Raw genomic sequence first — 17,533 nt, 5'->3', positions numbered from 1 at the left:
AGGCTTAACTACAGGCTTAGCCGGTTAATAAACTGCGCAGCCAGCGCGCCGCGCCGGGTTGACTGCGCTGCGCAAGGTAATTCACCAAGCTAACTTGGGCAAAAGCACTTAGCGATGATAACAGTAAAACCACCAGCCAACGCCAGGCGTAGTGCTCTATCTGCCAGGGCATTTGCAGCCAGCAGATATGCCACAAGTACACCCAAATCGAATTGGCTGAGACAAAACTTAACGCCGGCGCTATACGCACCTGTTCACAAAAACGCCACAGGCTGCCGGCAACGGGCCAGATCAAGCACAAGACCACCAGCGCATACGAGAAATAATAAAATGATGGTGGATATTTAAAGGCCTGCGTTGCGACATACGCACCACTTGCGCGCCACAAATACAAAGCCACGGCAGAAAAAACCAGCAACGAGATAAACGACAGTGCCAATCTTGCCGATTGAGACAGCGCCATAAAACGCAAGCCTATCGCAAACAACAAACCGTAGGGAATGATATAAAAAAGCAAATCGCTGACATAAGCTGTCCAGCCACTATAGAAATACGCCCTGAATTGATAGCGGGCCAACTCGTAAACAATAAAAGCAAAAGCGCAGAGTATAAAAAAACTTCGATCGGACGATATGCGCCGGTTAAACGAATAGATAAGCGGTGCAATTAAAGCGACAAGTAAAAAAACGCGGATAATCCACACATAACCGATGCTGCCTTGCTGTAGCAGCAAAAAACTTGGCAACATTTTGCTTGTATCAAAGTCTTCAGCCGAGAGCTGGGTTTTGTATAAAAAATAACATAAAAGAAATAACCAGACGGGCAACAGTAAACGCTTGATACGCTTCCAGACATAGGGCCCCAGAGCTTCTTGTTTATAGGCCAGGCTAAAGCTCATTGCCGAAACCAGCACCATCAACGGCACATCGAAATTGCGCAAGTTAAAGATTAAAGCTGGGGGCCACACATGGGCCAGGATAATCAAGGCCAGACCGATAAAACGCAATAAATCTATCCGATGCTCTCTCATGTACCGCTCGCTACGCTCAAATGACAGCCAAACACCTTGCCAGGGCCGGTGAACACTCTTTATTTTTATGGGCGCGCCATTATTAAGCTTAAAGTCACTAAAGAAAAGCCCCGTGGCTACGTGGCCATTACCTACAGATGCGTTACTTATCGCTTATTTAGCTTGCTAAACTGTGCTCAAAGTGCCTTTCTGGGCGAATACTCAGGCTCCAGCAGAGCGTATTTAATTAGTGTTAACAGGCCCTAGATGCCGTTCACAGCCAAGTTGTTAGCGCCGTCACAAATACAGCGCCAATGACCAGCTAGCCTAGATCAAAAACACCCCAAATCACCAACTGGCCGATCGCAAGCATGCCCCACCAAGCTTACTGTGAATTCGAATCCAGCCCTGTTGGCCGCCCAATACAAAAGCGCGCTGATTCTTAGCTGGCACAGCAATAATATTTTGGAGCAAACATGTTTAGCCTATCTCAATGCCTTACCTTTTTACTCGGCTGTATTTTATTAATTATTGGTGTTGCGCAAGCTCAGGCAAATGAACACAAAAACTTAAAGTTAACGATTGAGCAAGTTGGCAATCATTTCAGCTTGATTTCAGCCGAGCTTATATTAAGAAAAATTGAAGTCGAATCCGTCACAGATAAAATACTTGCACCCGATTTTGATGACAGCAAAACATTAACCGGCAGCGCCTTTTACCAAAAAGAATCTGACTTAATATTTTTCTTAAATGATAAGCATGGCAATACCTTGGCGGGCGGGCGTCTTGAGCAGCACCCCCAAAGGCCTGTCACGCACGACGCGGTGGCAAAAATAACAACAGAGCATACAAAGCAAGACAATAAAAAGGTACTGACGCTTGTATACCCATTTATTGACGGCGCTAGCTCCGTTGAACTAAATAGCTTTATTTCAACTGGTAATAACAACCCTGGAAAACTTGCAAGTTTGCAGCGTTTAGACTTTGCAGATTTATTGTAAGCCAAATAAAACAGCTTAACTGCGCCGCCTCGATCGCGGCCTTTGCGGCTCAACACCATTTATAAGATACATAGTTACGCGTAACTACGCATCAATACGCATAAACATGCATAAACACACATAAAACATGGATAAGCCGCGCGCGCCATGGAATAGGCCGGCACGTCGATGCACTCTGGCACACTCTGGCCAAAGCTTTAAAACAGATGTTTCAGGCTTTTCAACAACGTGGCTTATCAACAAAAGGGCTTTTTAACAAAGTCGCTTTAAGCAAGGCAAAAAGCCCTACAGGCAAGACGAACAAACAGTCATTACGCATACATAAAGAATGCATTTTAACTAGACGCTTTTGTTCTAAATATCGATGTGTGCAAATGAGTATTCAAACATACTTTGGCGTAATAATCGTGTAAAATGCTCCGCTCGAATCGGCTGGTACTGCATCCACCAGACATTATTTCAAGCTTGCTGGATTAGCGAGCGGGACTACATACAATCTACACGAGGGATTTTTAATGAGAGTTCAGTTTTCTTACCGGGGGGATACTAGAGACCTGGCCACAATGAGAAGTACCGGCGGCTTTGTTCCCAAATATTTGCTTGAGCACCACGCCGGTGGTTTTGACGGTTTTTTGGCCTGCAATAACAAAACCAACGGTAAACTTGGCTGTAACTGTGCCGGCATGAACGAAGACGCGCTGTTTCAGCGAGCGCGACTAAAGCTCAAAGCCATGCTTCTAGATCCAATGCAGTTCCAGCAGCACGTAATGTTTAATAATGTCGGCCTGTTATCTACCGCGTCGGCAGAAGACGACGCCTACGGTGGCCACCAGTACCAGATTATCGGTGAATGGCACGTCGAAGGCCGCCTGGCGGAAGCGTCAGAAAAACTCGGCGAACGCGTAGGCCGATTAAACGCCTTTAGTCGAAACTACCGTTTGGTATGTAACGCCAACCGTTTACAAAACGCCACCATGTTTGGTGTTGTGCCTCACCAGGCGGTTGAAGTTTCTTTTGTATCGCCAGTGCGATTCAGAAACCTGATGTATCGCGGTTTTAAATAAACCCCGTACTCGCTGCTTCACCAGGTTTTATTGAAAAAGAAAACCTGGTGAAAGCCCTCCTCTACTAGCCCCTTCTTAACTAAAACCGCTACAACAGCCACGCCAACTAGCGCAGCATCCGCAGCCAGCAGTGCCTCCCCCAAACAAAGCTCCCCAGACAAATCCGCCCAGTTAAGCAGTGCAGCTGCAATGCGTACGTCGAGAGTAAACAATGACAAACACGCCAAGCGCAGCTAAGCTAGCCGCTTGTAAGATCTAATAATAGTTTCCCATGACCTGTCTACCGCCAAGGTTAAATATGATAAATATGTCTTTACTCTCCCTGTACAAGCGCAGTGCGTTTGCTGTTTTTGCCTTAACTGGCCTTAACTTCACCCCCGCTCACGCAGAGCAGCCGGCTTTTGCCGAATATTTCAGCAAGCCCATCGTCGAAATAGAAGACTTTAACGGCGCCGAGCTGCCAACTACGATAGAACTCGACCGCAGCCAAGTCAGCTTGGTTGATAAGGGCGATGATCGGCGACTGCGCGTCGATTTTGACGCCGACAACAACCAGGGCGCGGGTATTGTTTTTCGCCCACAAACACCGTGGGACTGGAGCCAATACGACGAGTTTGCCATCGCCCTTGATGCCCGCAGCTTAAGCGAGCGCTCCGTGCATGTGTTTTTTACCATTCACGATAAAAACGGCGCCATGCACTCGCGCAGCGTCAGCATTAAACCCGGGCCGATGACAAGTTATTATTCCGAGCTTAAAGCTGCGGACTTTATCAACCCCGAAGGCACGGCCGATGTCGCCAACGAACTGAACCAGGCTTCGGGCCTGCGCGGCAACCCTCCGAAATGGACGAGCGCAGCAACGCCGTTTATCTGGATGTGGGGCACTAAAAACTTAGATTTCAGCGCCATTGCCTCGATTAACTTCCACCTGCAAGACGGCCACGGCGCCAAAAGCATCGAAATCGATAAACTGCGCTTAATTGCGCTGCCGCCCGAGGCGGAAGACCCCGGCTATTTAAGCAATATCGTTGATGAGTTTGGCCAGAACTACCGCGCCGACTTTGCCAGCAAAGTGCGCAGCCTGGAAGATTTACACGCCAAGCGCGATCAGGAACTCAAAGCGCTCGACAACGGCAAAGCCATGGCCGACCGCTCCAAATTTGGCGGCTGGCTAAACGGCCCCAAACTCAAAGGCACGGGTTATTTCCGCACCCAAAAAGTCGGCGAGCGCTGGGCCCTGGTTGACCCGGAAGGTTATCTTTATTTAGCCACCGGTATCGATTCTGCCCGCCTTGGCGATACCGGCACCATCACCGGCTACGACTTCAACAGCAAGTACAAATACAGCAAAAGTGACAAAGGCACCAAACGCAGCGCCAAAGCTGAGAAACATCGTTTTGTCGCCTCGCAAATGCGCAAGGATATGTTTTATTGGCTGCCCGAGTACGGCGACGAGCTGAGCAATCACTACAGCTACATACCCGGCGGTTTGCACTCCGGTGCGTTAAAACAAGGTGAGAGTTTTAACTTTTACAGCGCCAACCTCGAACGCAAATACGGTGAAACGAAAAAAGAATCGTATTTAGATGACTGGGAAAAAGTCACCGTCGATCGCATGCTCAACTGGGGTTTTACTTCACTCGGCAACTGGACGGACCCGCGCTTTTTTGACAACAAACGCATTCCTTTCTTTACCCATGTATGGACCACTGACCGCCGCTATAAAACCGTCTCCAGCGGCAACGATTTCTGGTGGGCCCTACCCGACCCATTTGACCCGGTTTACGAAGACGTTGTCGAAGATAAAGTCAAAGAAATTGCCAAGCAGGTTAAAAACAACCCGTGGTGTGTGGGTGTTTTTGTCGACAACGAAAAAAGCTTTGGCCGCCCGGAAACTGTTGAATCGCGCTACGGCATCGTTATTCACACCCTCGGCCGCAACGCCGACTACGTGCCTACCAAAAAAGCGTTTACCGAGTTGATGCAAGAAAAATATCAAGACATCAACAAACTCAACGCCGCCTGGGAAACCAATATCGCCTCGTGGCAGGCTTTTGCCAAGGGCATTAACGACAGTGATCTTAACGAGCAGCAGCTTGCCGACTACAGCGCCATGCTTTATCTCTACGGCGACGAGTACTTTAAAACTGTGAATAAAGTGATGAAGAAGTACTTGCCAAATCACCTCTACCTCGGCGCGCGTTTTGCCGACTGGGGCATGCCGATTGAAATTGTTAAAGCCAGTGCCAAACACGTCGATGTAGTCAGTTTTAATTTATATAAAGAAGGCCTGCAAACAAAGAAATGGGCATTTTTAGAAGAGCTCGATATGCCAACCATTATCGGTGAATTTCACGTAGGCTCAATCAGCAACGGCCACTTCCACCCCGGCCTTGTGCACGCGATGGACCAGCAAGAGCGCGCCGAAATGTACAAAGACTATATGAATACCATTTTCGACAGCCCGTATTTTGTTGGCGCTCACTGGTTCCAATACATCGACTCACCCATTACCGGCCGCGCCTTTGACGGTGAAAATTACAACGTCGGTTTTGTCAGTGTGACCGATACACCCTACCCAACCCTGGTTGAAGCGGCCAAAGAACTGCACAGCGATATGTACCAGCGCACCTTTGGCGATGCGATTAAGAGCCTGGAAAAAAATAAATAGTTAGCACACTTAAAACCTCTTAATACAGACGCTCAATTCAGCCATTAAGAAGCCCCGCTTGGGGCTTCTTTGTTTTATGATAACCACTTAAGGCTTTGGCACTGAAGGCTGCGCTTTTCCAAAGAGTATGCCGCGAGTTATGCCGTAAATGATGTTTTAGAGGGACAGCGATGGCAGATCTTGTTGCGCTACTTTTTTCGATACTGCTTTTAGACATCTTAAACCCCGTCTTGCTGGCGGTAATGATTGTCGCTGCTGCATCTTCACGCCCTGTGGCAAACAGCTTGTTTTTGTTGTTGGGCCACACCAGCGCCTATATTTGTGTTGGCCTTGTTGCTTCGTATGCGCTTGAGGCGCTGAGCCAGCGCTTGCAGCTAGCAAAACCTGCCGACTTGCTAATCAGCGCTGTATTGGGTTTAGCCTGTCTTTTTGCTGCGTATATTGCTTTTACAAAAAACAAAACATCCGAGCCTGCCAAAAACACAACGCCGGACCAGGCTTCAGCCCTGAGCTATTTTTTATACGGCGCCATCATCAACTTTGTCGGTGCGCCGTTTGCGCTACCGTATTTTGCCGCCATCGACACCGTATCGAGTGCGGATATCAGCTTGCAGCAGGCCTATTTATTGCTGCTTGGCTACAACATCGGCTACGCCTTGCCTTTTTTGGCCGTACCCCTGGCAGCGGCGTTTGCCGGCGCCAAGGCCACAAAATTTTTAGAAACAATCAATCGCAAATTAAGTTCGCTAATGGCTGTGCTCAGCCCGTGGTTACTGCTGGGGCTGGCGCTGTATTTATTGTTGCAGCCTCTGGCCTTTGTCGTTGAGTTTTGTTGTTGAGTACTGCTGCCTCGTCTAGGCCTCGCCCGCTCCACCCTACTTGTGCTTCCCTCCATCTGCTCCTCTCCATCTGCTGCTCTCCATCGGCTCAGCCCTTTGTGTTTTGCCCTACTGCCCTCCTACTGCCCTCCTACTGCCCTTTTCTGCTGCCTTTGCTGTTACCTTTTCAGCTGAATACTAAAGCTTATTAAAACACTTAGTGATGCTTAGTAATGCCCACACTCTTAGCATGGGCTCATGGTTTTGGCTTTACCCACAGCCGATTTATCCAGCACCGCCACCACAAGTGGCTGCCCGTTAATGTAAGAGAGGACAATACGATGAAAATCAAAAAGGTAGTAAGTTTTTGCTCTGCCATGGCACTTAGCTTCTGTGCCCACGCCGAGCTTATTCAGCACAGCGAGCAAATTGCCGAAGTGCGTTTTAGCGGCTCGAGCTACGAGCTGGGCCTGCACGTTGGCGAAGTCGCCAAAGAACAAATATTAGACGGCATCGCTCGTTTTGATAAAACTCTGGACTTTATGCTGCCGGGCATGAGCGTCGCTGAGCTTGCGCGCACCATGCAGGCCCAGCAGCTGTATCAGCGCCTTGAGCAAGTTTCCCCCGATGCCGCCGACTACTTAGAGGGTTTAAGCCTTAGTCTCGAGCGCGACCCGCACTTTTTGTTGGCAGTCGCAATGTCGGATGAAGCCATCCTCGAGTCACAAAAAAACGGCGGCGTCGGTTTTATGCAAAACAGCTTATCGTATTCCGCCAGTACCCCGTCGCGCTGCACGGTGATGGCCATCAGCGATAAACAGGGCCGAGCCTGGGGCCAGGCCAACTTTGACTATATGGCCGCCAACTATGAAGGTTTAATTGTGCTGAACCACCTCGATGACGATGGCAAACGGCGTGTTATTCAAACCTGGGCCGGCCTAATTCCCTACGGCGGTGTCAACAAAGGCGGGCAAGCCTTATTGATGAACACCATGGCGGACGAAGGCAGCCTGCGCGAGCGAAACGGCGGCGAAGTGATATCGGCAACTGCGGTGCCATCCTTTTATTTAAGCTGGGAAGCCTACAATACCGAATCGGCCGAGCAGCTGATTGATGTGGTCACCGCTTACTCCGAATACACGGCATTTTTCTCTTATACCTTAGTGGATAGTTTTGGTTTAGTGACCAATATCGAAAATCAAACTGAAGGCAAAGTAGTGATCAGTGCCAAAGACCGAATGGCTCATGCAAACCACTCGCTCTATACCCACAAGCCTTTTGTAAACAAACATTTTGCAGGTGCCAGTGTGCTTAGGCAAGAAGCAGCCGAGGCCTACATTAATAGCGCCGACATCAATGAAGACAAGGCTGAAGCACAAGCGTTTGCCAAACAAAAACCACTGTGGAAAGGCCGGGGCAAATTTATGGGCACCGTTAGCTCAAGCCACTTTCGCATTCAAGGCGCCCTGGTTGATATATACATAGAAACAGACGACAAACACCCAGAGGTACTGATTCGAAATTATTAAACATCCAGGCCAGCGCCGCGCCATATTGGGCGGTGCTGCACTGCACCAGGCTTCACGTGGCTAGACTCAATGCCCTTAACTGAATACCCTTAACTGAAGCACACAAACTTTAAATAAGGATAGGCACCATGAACATCAAAGTATTTTTATTAAGTGCAGCCATCATTCTTCCCCAGGCTGCAAATGCAGTGACATTTAAAGGCCCCGACCAAGCTTTTATTGACGCAGCCCAAAGCATCGGTATGACCGGCGAAAACTGGGAAACACCAGAGTATATCGCGTCGGCCATGCCCCATGTCTATAAGTTCGCTCACAGTTACACCCTGCACAAAGGCCAGTTTGTGCTTGAGCTTAAAAAAAGTGCGAGCCCCTTAAACTTGGATGAGCTTGTTATTCAAGATTATGACGGAAATATTTCCGCAAGCGACTTTTTAATGAATCGTGTCCAGAATCACAATGCGGTTATTTTAAAAGATGGGAAAATTGTTCACGAACACTACAGCAATGGCATGGATGAGTTTTCGACCCATCTCGACATGTCGGTCTCCAAATCGTTTACCGCGATGGCCGCGGCCATTGCCGTTGGCAAAGGCCAGTTAAACTGGGATGACAAAGCCATTAAATACGTTCCGGAGTTGAAAAACACAGCCTTTGAAAGCGCCAGCGTCGAAGAGATTTCAGATATGCGCACGGCCGTAGTGCTCGCCGCCGGCAGCAAAGAAAAATACTGGGATACACGTTTATCCGACGCCCAGGGTTATTATGGTGAAAACGCTGCAAAAGCCTACGCCAATGGTACCATGGACTTTTTCCCTTTGATCACCGAGCGCCAAAACTACGCGATGGGTGAAAAATATGACTATCAGGATGTTAACAGCGAACTGCTAGGGCTAATTGTCGACCGGGCAACAGGCAGGTCTTTCACCCACATACTTGAACAAGAGCTGTTACAAAAGGTCGGGGTGGCCGCCGATGCCCACTTTATGTCGGATAAAAAAGGCTTGGCCATGGGCTCAACGGGCATGAATATGGCCACCAAAGACCTCGCTCGTGTTGGGCTTTTGTTTCTCAACTCGGGCAAAAATGAAAAAGGCGAACAAGTGCTGCCAGAAAAATTTGTAAACGATCTGTGGCAAGGCAATGCCAAGGTGCGCAAAGCCTGGCAAAAAGGCAAAGAGTCGGCCCTGGCAGACGGCTATTACAAAGATCAGTTTCGTATGCTTGAAATTGGCGGGCAACGCTATCTGGCGATGGTAGGTGTCAACGGCCAGATGTGTGTGATGCACAAAGAGAGCAACTCGGTTATTGCGCTAAATGGCGCCTACCCGATGGCCGAAACACCGCGCTTTGCCACAATGCAATTTCACCAGCTTGTTCCAGCGCTTGTGCAAGCACTGTCAGTGCACAAAAGCTAAACGCCGGGGGCCCATTTGCATTCGCGGTGTCGATGGGCCCAATGTAATAAGTACTTTAGTTAAAGCAAGTACGGTAGTTAAATAAAGCGCGTACTTTAAACAAACTGCAAGGCTTAACAGCAAATGTACAGTTGTTGATCAGGAGCAATAAAACTATGGCTTATCTATGGCTCACCATTGCAATCATTGCTGAAGTTGTCGCCACCAATGCACTTAAGGCCTCGGAGGGCTTTTCTAAACTCGGCCCAAGCCTATTAGTGATTGGCGGTTACGCGCTGACTTTTTATTGCCTTTCCCTAGTTTTAAAGGCTATACCCGTAGGTTTGGCCTATGCTATTTGGGCTGGCCTGGGCATGGTGCTCATTGCTATAGTGGCGGCCATTGTTTTTGACCAGAAGCTCGATATCGCCGCAGTTGTAGGCATGGCATTTATCATCGTTGGCGTGTTTATTATAAGTGTCTTTTCCAAGGCTATTAGCCACTAGGCTTAGCCGCGGACATGGCTTCAAACACGGCTTGATAAAAGAGGAAGCGCAGTGAAGTTATCAACAGATGCAGAACACGAACTCGGCAAGCTGCTGGTCAACCAGGATAAACTGCTAAGTGCACTTAGCCATTTACCCGGCGCGGCACTCAAAAATGGTGACTTCACCCGCGAAGAGTACCAAGACCGCATCTTAGCTCGCCTGGATATTTTTGCCTATGAACTCGCTAAGTCACTCAAGCTAGACTTTTTGGTAGAGCGCGTTTCTCAAGTGGCCGGCGACGACCTGGAGGCCATTGACGAACTGAGCATAGCCGATATCGGCATTGAAACCCTGCAGCGCTTACTCAGTGCGATCTGCAGTGAGCTGCCTCGCCACACGGCGCCCAAAGGCGCACACCCTTTTTTAGCCGAGCGCGGCCGTATTGATCACAAATTTTGGCGCAAAGCCGATGCCGCCTACGACGCCTATCAAGAGGGTTATTGCAAACAAGCAGCGCTGGATGCCTGGTGCCAATTAAACCTAGGAACACGCTGCCCCCAAAGTTTTATCCGCTGGCTAAAAACCTGGGGCGATCCGCGAGAGCTGATTGAATGGGTCAATTACAAAACAAAGGCCTGTTAGGCCTACAGTCATGTAACGCTACGATTACGAAATAGACAGTAACCCAAAAGGAGTCATAACGATGCGTTGTTTTTTATTAGCGATAAGCGCTGGGCTATGTTTAAACGCCCAGGCTGCGAGCTTTCACCCAGCCGATCAAACATTTATTGATCACGCAGCCAAACTCGGTGTACCGCAAGACCAGTGGGACCAAGGCGAGTTTGCTGCGGCTACCTTTCCAAACGCCTATAAATATACCCGCCACTACAAAATTGCTAAAGGCTCTTTGCCCCCGGAGAAGTGGCAAGAAGGCAAGGCCTTAGACTTAGAAAAACTTAAAGGCCAAGACGCCGACGCCGAGCAAGACCTCTATACAATTTTAAGGGATAGATTAAAAAACCATTCTATGGTGGTGCTTAAGGGTGATACCGTTGTGCACCAGCATTTTTTCAATGGCATGGGCCCGGATTCCACCCACCTGGATATGTCGGTCACCAAATCGTTTACCGCAACACTGGCCGGCATTGCCGCAGCAGAAGGTTTGCTCGACATGTCCAAACCACTTGAGCACTATTTACCCGAGTTTAAGAAGACCGCATTTGAAGGCGTGAGCATTCAGGAAATCGCCGATATGCGCAGCGGCTTAAATATTCCGACACCGCCGCACAAAAGCTGGGACCCAAGATTAACGCAGGCCCAGGAATGGCATGGCAAAAACGACTCCGGCTTACACGGCGTGCACGCCTACCTATTGTTAATTAAAGATCGAAAGTACGCCCCGGGTGAGGTCTATCAATATCAGGACCCCAACACAGAAATACTCGGGCAAGTTGTAGAGCGCGTTACTAATAAGAGCTTGGCGAACTACCTGGAAGAAAAAATCTGGAAAAAAATCGGTGCAGAAAACGACGCCTACTGGATGGCGGACCCAGCCAAGTTTGTTGTCGCATCTGGTGGCCTGAATATGAGCACACGCGATCTGGCTCGTGTTGGCAGAGTCATTGTTAACGGTGGCAAGAACTACAAAGGCGAACAAATTATCCCCAAACAGTTCTTAGATGATATCTGGAACGGCAACCAAGCGGTGAAAGCGGCCTGGAAAAAAGGCAAAGAATACGCCCTGGCTAATGACGCCTGGTATAAAGACCAATACCGGGTGCTCAATATCGAAGGCCACAGCCTGCTCGTTATGATTGGCATCCACGGCCAAGTGTTAGCCATTGATAAAGAATCAGAAGTGATTATTGCCCTAAATGGCGGTTATCCACAAACTGAGACGCCGCGAATGGCAAACCTGATTTTTTACCAGGTTATCCCCAGCATTCTTGCCGCGGTAAAATAAAGCACAATCGCGCGCTTAACGTTTGCTGTATACAGCCGGCGTTAAGCGCTTAGTTTTCTCTGCATGCACTTAAGAACATGCTCTTGCGAACGCACTGGTTACAGAAAAAATTAAAGCCTCCAGCGCAGCCCGATAATATACTGATTGCCAATTTGCTGCCCGTCGCTGCTAAAACTATCGTCCAGGCGGCTTTCAACATAGATCATGCGATCAAAATCCGAGAAACTGTAACGCAGCCCCAATACAGAATAATCAAGCTGGTAAGAAGCAACATCGGCCTTAGAGTCGGGCCGAATTTTATTAAAGCCAGCCAACAGCCAGGTATTGGGCAAACACTGATACTGCATATAAAGCTCTGAACCACGGCCGTTAAAATAGCGCCCCGTTTCGTCAGTATTTAGATTGTCACTGTGCGAATAGGTCGCGCCGACAAACCAGTGTGAGTTATACCACTGCGCGCCGACAAGCAGCACCTCAGTATCGCCGGTTATACCAGCGGCACGCGCCTCGCCGCCCGGCTGCAGCGCGGCCTTATTATAGGCCAGGCCCAAACTCAGGCGATTAGCTAGCTCGGCAATCAGACTAAGGCCAGAACCGAGGCCGTAGCGTTCAGATTCGAGCCCACTTACCGGCCTGTTATTTTGCAACTGAACATTCACATTTAACGATTTAAGCCCGGCTATACGTTGCCAGCTAAGCCGCGACTGCAGCGCATTATCTGCGCGCCCGGTGCCCGCCGAGCCGCCATCCGAGCCTGCATTGTAAACCCCGTGCGCTTCGCCGCCGAGCGAGTCAAAACGGTCGGTAAAACTTGCAACTTGATAATAACTCGACCAATTTTTACCAAAAGCAAAGGTCAGCGCTTCGGTCTGAATGCCGACATAGGCCAGGCGCGTAAACAACGAGTCACCGTTTAAAAAACGCGCCTGCTCAGCCTGCTCGTAGCGCGCGACATTTAATTCATCAAAAACATTAAAACCGAGTTCGTAACGAGCAAACAACCAGTGCTGCTTTTGATATTCATAATACGCATCCACACCGGCGCGCGAGCCATTGTCTTCAACCGCGCTCAATTCGTTGTTGCCGCGCCGATAACGCAAATACAGCACCCCGTAAGCATCGACACTGCTGTGCAAAGCCCCGCTGTTTTTCTGTTCAATTTTCTCTAGCAGCGGGTCTTCGTTTGCCGCAAGTTCGCGCCTATCGGCAGCGGACTGCTGCTGTGCAGCAACAGGTGCAGCGGCTGTTGCAAACACAACACAAATAAAAGCGCAGATAGTATGTTGTTTAGCCGCCGACAGCACAGCCTTAAAAATACGCGCTGATACTTGCAAATACATTCCAGTCGTTACCGTAACCTGTTTCAACACCCTGCTTTAATTCATTAAAATCCTGATCAAAGTTTTTCTGGCCCGTAATGCTCCACAATACGGTATCGGTTATAGCACCCCCGATGGTTAAATCGAGATTCGCGCCGCCTTCACCGCCAATATCACCTTCAACAAAACGTGTATAGGTTGGCCAAATTTGCACATAACTGCCGGCCCACCAATTCGGCACATAAACCAATAGCGGCGAGATCGCCACACCACTGCCGCGGCGCTTGTCAAAATCTTTATCCCAATTGATTACCGCACTTAGCGGCAGAAAAAAGCTCCACTGCGGTGATAAACCAAAGGCCGGCACCGCGCCTAAGGCAAGGTTGTTGGCGCCATCGGTACCAACAATATCACCGGCCAGCTGCATATCTACCTGGCTCGCAACACCGCGATAACCCGATGCAACACTGTAATCCATATTAAATATATGAAACCAGCGCGCACGCGCGTTAGTAAAACCGCTGTCGTCGCCGGCATCGACCTGGCCACTGCTGCCGTAGCCAAGCTCAAACAGCACCATATCCGTAGCACTAAAACCTAAATTGCCGGAGATTCTAAACTCACTTAGGCTTTCACCATTGGTAAAGTCGGTGAATTTATAACCGGCACCGGCATAGCTGTATATTTTAGTTGGGTCCGAGGCATCAATGCCGCCATCAGCACTGTCGCCGTGACTGACCGTCGCGCAAACACCAGCGGCCAGTAATAACATCGTACGAAAGCAAGTATTCGCTGATAAAATAAACATCATATTTTCTCCAAATTGTTGCAAAAGCTGCAGCAGTATTAATCCCTGCTTACTTGTTTTTCATTGCTGTGCACAAGCTCACCCTCAAACACCACCTGTTTGGCAAACAGGGTGTGGATTTGATTGACCTGTATATCAAAGGGGTTGTTATTTAGCACAATAAAATTGGCGTGTTTGCCTTTAGCGATAGATCCGACTTTATCTTCCATATGCATAAGTCTCGCGGCATTGATGGTGTAGCCCTCTATGGCCTTGGGCAGGGAAATCGTTTGGCTATAGGCAAATTTATCTTGTATGGATGTCGCCCCAGCCGGGCTTCTGGTCATCGCCTGTTCGATATGTAAAAACGGGTTCATCGGTGCCTGAATCCAGTCGCTGGCGATAGTGTAGCCGACACCGGCATTTACCGCATCGGCAATTGGCCAAAACCGCCGCACCTGATCAAACTCCATATCGTCTTTTACCGCGTCGGCAAGCTGCAAACCCAAAAACACATTCGGTGAAAACTCAACAAAACCGCCGACATGCCTTAAGCGAGGCAAATCGGCCGGATCTATCATCATCGCATGAGCAACGTGGTTGCGAAGCGCACGCACTTTTTCCAGGCCATTTTTTTGGGCCGACTCCTCCATCGCGTTGACCTCAAGTTCAAAACCGCGATCACCCATGGTGTGGGTCGCCACCGACAAACCCAGGCCGTTCCAGCGCAGCATATCGTCGCGATACTGCTCATAGGTAGTAAAGGTCTTACCAAAATCCTTGCCGTCGCCCTTAAAGGGCTCTTTTACCGCAATCGCACGGCCAAAGGGCGTTGAGTCAATAAACAGCTTTACCCCCGTCACCGCAAAGTGCTCACTGCGGTACTGATCGCGCTTTAAGATCACATCATCGTTGCGATAACCAAAATAGAAGTCCTCCTGATACGGGTACATGCGCACGTCCATCTTCAGCAGCCCTTCGTTATCGAGCTTGTGAAAAGCCTGCATCTGTACCTCGTCACCCTCGAGAATTTTTATACCAGTAAAACCAAACGAGCTGATAATGGCTGTCGATTTTTTTGCTGCGTAATAGACGTCGGCCAAGTCAAAACGAGGATGATATTTAAGCACCAGCTTAATCGCCGGCGACGCATTTAGCCTACCGGTGGGCTCGCCGTTTTTATCTCGGGCGATGCTGCCACCGACCGGGTCTTTAGTATCCTTGTTGATGCCCGCAAGCTGCAAAGCTTTAGTGTTAGCGACCACAACATGGCCACCGTCGTCCTCGATAACAACCGGCCTGTCGGCAACATATTTATCGATAAAGTGGCGATCCATCTCTACGCCGCTATTTAGAAAATAGCTCCACGAAAAAGCCGCTCCGTAGATCCACTCTTTATCCGGGTTCTTTTGTGCATAAGTTTTTAAGATCTCGCCAAATTCATCCGGCGTGCGGTGGGTGAAGTTATCGTTACGAAACAAGATATCTTCAAACATAATCACCCGCACGGGGTGGGTATGGCTATCGATCAAGCCGGGCATAACAAACTGGCCGTCAAGATCAATCAGCTGCGTGTGTTTTTTCGCCAGCTTTTTAATTTCCGAATCGCTGCCCAGCGCAACAAACTTGCCCTTATCCACAGCAAAGGCACTGACCCAGGGCTTGGTGGCATCAACGGTATAGACCTGGCCGTTAACATACACACTATCAACCGCACTGGCCGGGCTGCTATAGCTAAGTGCAACAGCTAGAAACATTAAAAACAAAAAACTGACATACTCACGTGAGATAAGCTTCACCTTAGGCTCCTTCATTAAGTGATCAAAATGCTGGCACAGCGTCAATATAAGCCCGCTCATACTCGATAATAATATAAATGCCACATTGTTTATCTATGTTGCAGTTTGCTTGCGACTTGCAAGTAAAGCCGTGCAAGTAAAACGGTGCAAGTTAGCGATGCAAACCAGAAAGTTAACATAGGCGGCGCCGGTAAACATGACTGTTTTGCGAAAGCCGCTTTGTGCATCATGGTGCTAAATCAATATTTTGGGAAAAAGCGCCGCTATGAGCGCCAGCCCAAGCCTATGCTCGCTTGGCTTATGTTAGAATTTTTGCTTTTGTATAAGCCCTTGTACGACCTCTTTCTCTTTTGTAGAAGCAAGCGTTCGTCAGCCGTAACTAATATGAACTTGCCGATGCCTAAAAAAACCAGCTTTGTATTCAACAGCCTGACGCTGGGCTTACTTTGTTCATTCAGCCACGCCAGCTCGGTGATCGAACCGGGTTTTGAGTTCCACGGCTACGCCAAAGGTGGCTTAGGTATTAGCAACGACCCGATCCTTAATGCCGAAGCCTACGATTGGGCTGCAAACGGTATGAATATCTTCCGCCTCGCCGGCAATCGCTATTCCGATAGCTCGGGCGGGCGCATGGGCAATGAGGCCAACTGGCTCGAGCTGCATTTTAACCAGGGTTTCACCCACGACCACGATATGGCCTGGGGTCTAAACGCCAATATTGTCTACGGCGATGAACTGGCGCTTGATGAGCTCTACACCCAGGCCGACGGTGTTTTTACCCAGCACAGCAATGCGCGCTTTTGGGCCGGCAAACGTTACTATGCGCGTGTTGAAACCGTGCTAAACGATATGCAGGCGCTCTCGAGTGACGGTTTAGGTTTTGGCATGGACGACCTTGATGTCGGTGCCGGGCTGTTTAGCATCGGCGTTACCCGCAACCTTTACAACGAGACCAACTTAGAAAGTGGCGACATGGTGGCCGTTTCCAGTTCACTGCGAAAAATTGTTTTACCGAAGCAGATAGAGCTGGATGTGTTTGCCAACTTCGGCACGTTTATGGGCCCGGCGGTCAGTGATGACAACAGCAACGCCAGAGAACTAAACCCCAATGCCTATCAGCTGGCCTTTAAGCTGCATCGCGGCGACTACTTTAACAACGATGAATTTTTCTTGCGCTATAGCCACAATACCTCGATGTCTATAACGCGTACCTGGCAACAAACACCGAGCTATCAGATTGGCGCTTTTTACCAGGGCCTTAAACACATCACCGAAGACTACCGCATCGCCTATATTTGGTCACACGAAAATGCACACTTTGACGAAGCCGCGCGCAAGCGAAATTACACCGAGCAGGTAGATGCGCACTGGAATTCTCTGGTGCTTCGCAATAGCCTTGCCTGGAATCAGCGCACCTCAACGGAAATTGAAACCGGTTACGAACAAGTTCGTTTCACCGCAACCGACCCGGCACAAGACGGTACCAACAGCGGCTATAAGCTTACCGTCAGCCAAAACCTGCACGCTGGCAGCGGCTACTGGGACAGACCCGTGATTCGATTTTTTATCACCTACGCCAATATGGATGTCGAAACACTGGTTTACCAACACAGCAACGATGGCGAGCAGATTAAAATGGGCGAATCTGAAGCAACAACCATCGGCGCGCAGTTTGAAGCCTGGTGGTAAGC

At 49.2% G+C, this 17,533-nt stretch carries 14 protein-coding genes; 10 read left to right on the top strand and 4 right to left on the bottom strand.

Annotated features, from left to right (window positions below):
* Window positions 1-16: 16 nt before the first annotated feature.
* The gene (locus CFK45_RS09490) at window positions 17-1,030 is read right to left on the bottom strand and encodes an acyltransferase family protein (protein WP_096086215.1); all 1,014 of its coding nucleotides are present in this window, start codon (window positions 1,028-1,030) and stop codon (window positions 17-19) included.
* Window positions 1,031-1,485: 455 nt separating this feature from the next.
* Between CFK45_RS09490 and CFK45_RS09485 the strand changes: the two genes are divergently transcribed.
* From CFK45_RS09485 to CFK45_RS09440, 9 genes are all read left to right on the top strand, one after another.
* Complete coding sequence (locus CFK45_RS09485; protein WP_096086214.1) at window positions 1,486-2,010, top strand: hypothetical protein; 525 nt, start codon at window positions 1,486-1,488, stop codon at window positions 2,008-2,010.
* A gap of 515 nt (window positions 2,011-2,525) precedes the next feature.
* Window positions 2,526-3,074 (top strand): hypothetical protein, encoded by a 549-nt coding sequence (locus tag CFK45_RS09480; protein WP_143247542.1) that lies wholly within the window; start codon window positions 2,526-2,528, stop codon window positions 3,072-3,074.
* A 307-nt stretch (window positions 3,075-3,381) separates the two neighbouring features.
* The gene (locus tag CFK45_RS09470) at window positions 3,382-5,745 is read left to right on the top strand and encodes a beta-galactosidase (protein WP_096086357.1); all 2,364 of its coding nucleotides are present in this window, start codon (window positions 3,382-3,384) and stop codon (window positions 5,743-5,745) included.
* A gap of 170 nt (window positions 5,746-5,915) precedes the next feature.
* On the top strand, window positions 5,916-6,584 hold the full coding sequence (locus tag CFK45_RS09465; protein ID WP_096086211.1) for a cytochrome c biogenesis CcdA family protein: 669 nt from the start codon (window positions 5,916-5,918) through the stop codon (window positions 6,582-6,584).
* A 320-nt stretch (window positions 6,585-6,904) separates the two neighbouring features.
* Entirely contained in the window at window positions 6,905-8,092 is a 1,188-nt protein-coding gene (locus CFK45_RS09460; protein ID WP_096086356.1) for a C45 family autoproteolytic acyltransferase/hydrolase, read from the top strand.
* Between the two features lie 128 nt (window positions 8,093-8,220).
* A complete protein-coding gene (locus CFK45_RS09455) occupies window positions 8,221-9,507 on the top strand; it encodes a serine hydrolase domain-containing protein (RefSeq protein WP_096086210.1) in 1,287 nt (428 codons plus the stop codon).
* A gap of 155 nt (window positions 9,508-9,662) precedes the next feature.
* Entirely contained in the window at window positions 9,663-9,992 is a 330-nt protein-coding gene (locus CFK45_RS09450) for a DMT family transporter (RefSeq protein ID WP_096086209.1), read from the top strand.
* A gap of 51 nt (window positions 9,993-10,043) precedes the next feature.
* Window positions 10,044-10,616 carry a hypothetical protein gene (locus CFK45_RS09445; protein ID WP_096086208.1) on the top strand — a complete coding sequence of 191 codons (573 nt, stop codon included), beginning with the start codon at window positions 10,044-10,046 and terminating at the stop codon, window positions 10,614-10,616.
* A 61-nt stretch (window positions 10,617-10,677) separates the two neighbouring features.
* A complete protein-coding gene (locus CFK45_RS09440) occupies window positions 10,678-11,937 on the top strand; it encodes a serine hydrolase domain-containing protein (protein ID WP_096086207.1) in 1,260 nt (419 codons plus the stop codon).
* 110 nt (window positions 11,938-12,047) lie between these two features.
* Here the strand turns inward: CFK45_RS09440 and CFK45_RS09435 are convergent, their stop codons facing one another.
* Genes CFK45_RS09435 through CFK45_RS09425 form a run of 3 tightly spaced genes read right to left on the bottom strand, consistent with a single transcriptional unit; the run spans window position 12,048 to window position 15,842 of the window.
* A complete protein-coding gene (locus CFK45_RS09435; RefSeq protein WP_158224660.1) occupies window positions 12,048-13,271 on the bottom strand; it encodes a porin in 1,224 nt (407 codons plus the stop codon).
* Window positions 13,246-14,067, bottom strand: coding sequence for a hypothetical protein (locus CFK45_RS09430; RefSeq protein WP_096086205.1), 822 nt, complete (start codon window positions 14,065-14,067; stop codon window positions 13,246-13,248). The genes CFK45_RS09435 and CFK45_RS09430 overlap by 26 nt, the downstream gene beginning before the upstream one ends.
* Before the next feature lie 35 nt (window positions 14,068-14,102).
* A complete protein-coding gene (locus CFK45_RS09425; protein ID WP_158224659.1) occupies window positions 14,103-15,842 on the bottom strand; it encodes an amidohydrolase in 1,740 nt (579 codons plus the stop codon).
* A 396-nt stretch (window positions 15,843-16,238) separates the two neighbouring features.
* Here CFK45_RS09425 and CFK45_RS09420 point away from each other — a divergent pair, with 396 nt between their 5' ends.
* Window positions 16,239-17,531: a carbohydrate porin gene (locus tag CFK45_RS09420; protein WP_158224658.1), complete on the top strand. Its 1,293-nt coding sequence runs from the start codon at window positions 16,239-16,241 to the stop codon at window positions 17,529-17,531.
* Window positions 17,532-17,533: the final 2 nt, after the last annotated feature.

The organism is Agaribacterium haliotis (assembly GCF_002312815.1).
In the GTDB taxonomy this organism is placed as follows: Bacteria; Pseudomonadota; Gammaproteobacteria; order Pseudomonadales; family Cellvibrionaceae; genus Agaribacterium; species Agaribacterium haliotis.
The sequence above is the reverse complement of the archived record's forward strand: the minus strand, read 5'-3'. Positions and strand labels throughout refer to the sequence as shown.

What these genes read in the sequence shown, in the direction of transcription:
- CFK45_RS09490 (WP_096086215.1), bottom strand. Translation starts at nt 1,030, where the DNA reads ATGAGAGAGCATCGGATAGATTTATTGCGTTTTATCGGTCTGGCCTTG.
- CFK45_RS09485 (WP_096086214.1), top strand. Translation starts at nt 1,486, where the DNA reads ATGTTTAGCCTATCTCAATGCCTTACCTTTTTACTCGGCTGTATTTTA.
- CFK45_RS09480 (WP_143247542.1), top strand. Translation starts at nt 2,526, where the DNA reads ATGAGAGTTCAGTTTTCTTACCGGGGGGATACTAGAGACCTGGCCACA.
- CFK45_RS09470 (WP_096086357.1), top strand. Translation starts at nt 3,382, where the DNA reads ATGTCTTTACTCTCCCTGTACAAGCGCAGTGCGTTTGCTGTTTTTGCC.
- CFK45_RS09465 (WP_096086211.1), top strand. Translation starts at nt 5,916, where the DNA reads ATGGCAGATCTTGTTGCGCTACTTTTTTCGATACTGCTTTTAGACATC.
- CFK45_RS09460 (WP_096086356.1), top strand. Translation starts at nt 6,905, where the DNA reads ATGAAAATCAAAAAGGTAGTAAGTTTTTGCTCTGCCATGGCACTTAGC.
- CFK45_RS09455 (WP_096086210.1), top strand. Translation starts at nt 8,221, where the DNA reads ATGAACATCAAAGTATTTTTATTAAGTGCAGCCATCATTCTTCCCCAG.
- CFK45_RS09450 (WP_096086209.1), top strand. Translation starts at nt 9,663, where the DNA reads ATGGCTTATCTATGGCTCACCATTGCAATCATTGCTGAAGTTGTCGCC.
- CFK45_RS09440 (WP_096086207.1), top strand. Translation starts at nt 10,678, where the DNA reads ATGCGTTGTTTTTTATTAGCGATAAGCGCTGGGCTATGTTTAAACGCC.
- CFK45_RS09430 (WP_096086205.1), bottom strand. Translation starts at nt 14,067, where the DNA reads ATGATGTTTATTTTATCAGCGAATACTTGCTTTCGTACGATGTTATTA.
- CFK45_RS09420 (WP_158224658.1), top strand. Translation starts at nt 16,239, where the DNA reads ATGCCTAAAAAAACCAGCTTTGTATTCAACAGCCTGACGCTGGGCTTA.